Consider the following 3,907-nt stretch of genomic DNA (forward strand, 5'->3'; position numbering starts at 1 on the left):
CAATATTCCTTCTTTTACAAAACCTAATTTTGTTAATAATTTATTAGAAGCACTATTTTCAATAAAAACAACTGCCCCTATTCGCTCTAAACCAAGTTCTTCAAAACCATAGGAAATGATCTTTTTTACAGCTTCACTCGCATAACCGCTTCCCCATTTCTCTGGAAAAAGGGCATAACTTATTTCTGCTCGTTTATGCTCAAGTGACCATTCTTGAATTCCGATTGTTCCAATAATTACACCTGTTTCTTTATGTTCAATTCCCCATTTAATACCACGTTTATCATTATAATTAGTGGAAAAGTTGCTAATGATTTGTTTCACTTGATCTATACTTGATAGTGGTTTTTGTCCGTAAAAACGCAATACCTCAGCATTTGAAAAACAATTTAAAATAACACTAGCGTCATCTTCAACTAATTCTCTAAAGGTTAACCGTTCCGTTTCTAAGATTGGAAACATTCTCCCACTCCCTTAAAAAGTATTAATAATTTGGACAAAGACTTTTAATGCCCATTCAAAAAAACAGAAGCTTTCCTTTTTTACCTTTTAAAACCACCTTCTGAGTGAATGATTTGGCCTGTAATCCAATCTGCTTCTTCACTCACAAGAAATTTTACGGTTTTCGCAACGTCGCTCGGTACCCCTATTCGTCCAAAAGGAAACATCGGTTTTAATTCACTTTTGATTTCTTCTGTCATCCAACCTGTGTCCGTAGGGCCTGGATTAATTGCATTTACTGTTATACCTAATGGTGCTACTTCGGCTGATAATGTAATAGTCAAAGCATCGACAGCCCCTTTGGTTGTTGCATATGCTAATTCACCTGGCATTGGTCCTTGAAATTGACCTGATGTAATATTGACAATTCTTCCACCAGATTTCTTATGAAACCCTTGAGCAAATCTACTACTTAGTAAAGTAGTTGCACGAATATTGACCAAGTAATGTTTATCTAACTCTTCTGCAGTTAAATTAGAGAAGTCGTTATTTGTTGAGTATGCAGCGTTATTAATTAAAATATCGGGGTAACCAAGTTGTTCTATGACTCTACTTATCAGTTGTTCAGGTGCATCATGCTGAGACAAATCCAACTCCATGCATGACACTTTAACACCTTTTTGTGTTAACTCCTCCTTTAATTTCAATGGTTCATCTCGTTCAATACTCCAAGGCATCTTCTTATCATACTCTGTCCAATATGTAAAAAATATATGATATCCTGTGATAGCTAATTCCTTACAAATAGCTGCTCCAATCCCCTGCAAACGGCTCACGCCCGTAACTATAGCAATCTTTTCTTTTAATCGGTTCATTTAATACTCCTCCAAGGACGGTATACATTTTGCATTTCACCACTTCTAATAAGATTGTAGTGCAATAAACACTATTACAATCTTATTTTTCAAAATGAGATTTGAAATAAAAATAATATTCCGGTTCCATTCAATACATGTAATATATTCATTTTAACAACAAATAAAAACATTGCCAATAATCATAAAAATCGTATTTCTCGCATTAATAATAGCCTGTTTAAAATTCACATCAATAGTTCAAATTTAAAATTGACAGATTATTCTTCGTGATAATTCATATAAAAGTGCAACACAAAATACACTAGTTAATAGCATATACTTAAACTTGGAATGAGGGAGAGTATGATACAAATATCTGGTGTGCCTTTCCAACAAAGTGGCATGTGGCCAACTGGTAGTATTGAAAGTGTTATAATCCAACGAATGCTTGCAGACCCTTCCATTCATTCATATCACTCCATCAATGAGTTAGCCTTTGAACTTAAGTTACGGAAAAACATTATTGAAAGTGCAAAAGCAATGAATCAAGGTCAAGCGGCATTTGAAGTCTTTGAAAACTCACGTGCTAATCCTCAATATTGGCAAATAACTAAAACTGGTGGGTTCTTGCTGAAGCCTGGAATAAAATCATCTATGGCAATTCATGATATATACAACAATAGCTCACAATATGCCTTTGAATGTGCCACGGCTATTTTGATCATTTATTACCATGCTGTATTAAATACCATTGGAGAATATTTATTTAATCAATTATTCCAAAACCTTTATTTATATAGCTGGCATTCTGATTCTGATCTCGGATTACAAACCTTTGATACAAATCATTTCTTGCCTGGCGATGTTGTTTACTTTAATAATCCAGATGTTGATCCAGAAGCCTCTTGGTGGAGAGGAGAAAATGCCGTTGTTCTAGGTGATGGTACATATTTTGGCCACGGAATAGGAATCGAGACCACAGAAGGAATGATTCAAGCTTTAAATAAAACGAGAAAGCCAGGGGCAATTCAATCAGCCTATCTGCTAAATTCGGCCATACGACCATCATTTAACCAGTTGGGTAAATTATCAATGCTACCACAAGGTAATAGAACCTATAAAATCCAACATCCTGTCATACATCACAACAAATGTTCAATTTCACTTTTAAGATATTTTCATTATCTAAATAAAGTTTACACTCAAATATCTTCTATACACCCTTTCCCTAAATGAATGGGTGTATTTGTTTTGATATTACCTTTTGGACAAAAAACTTTAAAATATAAATTTATCTAGTATAATTAAAATTAAATTAATTATTTTAACATAATTAATTTTAAAAAAATTAGGGGGTTTTACTATGAAAGCGGCAGTATGGTATGGTGAAAAAGATCTACGTATTGAAGACAGAGAGTTGAAACCTTTAAAAGACAATGAAGTAACAGTACGTGTTGCATGGGCAGGTATTTGTGGTAGTGATTTACATGAATATCAAGAAGGACCAGTGTTCGTTCCAACAGAGAAAGCGGATACTTTAACCGGAGAAGTTGCTCCTCTTATTATGGGACACGAATTCGCAGGCGTGATTGAAAAAGTAGGATCAAACGTAACAAAATTTAAAGTAGGTGATCGCGTTGCAATCAACCCTACACTTACATATGGTAATAAATCGGAAGATCTGGATATTTATGATGGCTTTAGTTTTATCGGTCTACACGGTGATGGTGGTTTCACAACCTTTGCAAATGCTCCAGAAGCTAATATTTATCTTCTTCCCGAAACATTAACATTACAAGATGGTGCACTAGTTGAACCAACAGCAGTAGCTGTACAAGCTGTTAAAGAAGGAAATCTTAAGTTTGGAGATACAGTAGCTGTATTCGGTGCAGGTCCTATCGGATTACTAACTGTTATTGCTGCGAAAGCTGCTGGCGCAAGTAAAGTTATCGTTCTGGATTTATCTGAAACTCGACTAGAAAAAGCATTAGAGCTAGGAGCAACTCATATCATTAACTCTGGGAAGGAAAATGCTGTAGACGCCATTCGTGCAATTGTTCCTGAAGGTGTAGATGTAACATTTGAAGTAGCTGGTGTAGCTCCAACTTTCAAACAAGCAATCGATGCTACTAGAGCACGTGGTACAATGGTGATCGTATCTATATTTGCTAAACCAATTGAATGGAATCCACTTCATTTAACAAACACTGGTGTGAAAATCACATCGTCTATTGCTTACACACCTACTACATTCCAACAAACTGTTGATTTAATGGGTACTGGGCAATTGAAACCACAAGGTATTATTACAGCTCAAATTCAATTAGATGATATCGTTGAAAAAGGTTTTGAAGCTTTAACAAACGATAAGTCACAAGCGAAAATCCTTGTTGAATTGAGTGGAGAAAAGTAAGATTTTTTAAATAAATAAGAGCAAGATTTGATACAGTGATTATCAAATCTTGCTCTTTCCTAGTACTTATCCTTTCATTAATTATTTAAAATCAAACAATTCAATCCTTTCATTTCCAGTAATCATATCTTTTACTCTAATTTGATTCTTTTTCACTTCATCTTCTCCTACTATAATAACTGTACGATATTTCTCC

At 34.6% G+C, this 3,907-nt stretch carries 4 protein-coding genes; 2 read left to right on the plus strand and 2 right to left on the minus strand.

From position 1 onward, the window contains the following. Together V7014_RS22100 and V7014_RS22105 are read right to left on the minus strand one after the other, a co-directional pair. A partial coding sequence (locus V7014_RS22100; RefSeq protein WP_335510386.1) for a GNAT family N-acetyltransferase occupies positions 1-462 on the minus strand: 462 nt, incomplete at its 3' end. A gap of 80 nt (positions 463-542) precedes the next feature. Then, the gene (locus tag V7014_RS22105) at positions 543-1,316 is read right to left on the minus strand and encodes an SDR family oxidoreductase (protein ID WP_335510388.1); all 774 of its coding nucleotides are present in this window, start codon (positions 1,314-1,316) and stop codon (positions 543-545) included. A 345-nt stretch (positions 1,317-1,661) separates the two neighbouring features. On the opposite strand from V7014_RS22105, the gene V7014_RS22110 reads away from it, so the two are divergent. Both V7014_RS22110 and V7014_RS22115 read left to right on the plus strand, forming a co-directional pair. After that, positions 1,662-2,534, plus strand: coding sequence for a protein-glutamine gamma-glutamyltransferase (locus tag V7014_RS22110; protein WP_335510390.1), 873 nt, complete (start codon positions 1,662-1,664; stop codon positions 2,532-2,534). A gap of 127 nt (positions 2,535-2,661) precedes the next feature. Beyond that, the gene (locus tag V7014_RS22115; RefSeq protein WP_335510392.1) at positions 2,662-3,711 is read left to right on the plus strand and encodes a 2,3-butanediol dehydrogenase; all 1,050 of its coding nucleotides are present in this window, start codon (positions 2,662-2,664) and stop codon (positions 3,709-3,711) included. The last annotated feature ends 196 nt before the right edge of the window (positions 3,712-3,907 follow it).

The sequence above is a fragment of the Bacillus sp. JJ722 genome (assembly GCF_036963345.1).
In the GTDB taxonomy this organism is placed as follows: Bacteria; Bacillota; Bacilli; order Bacillales; family DSM-1321; genus Bacillus_AD.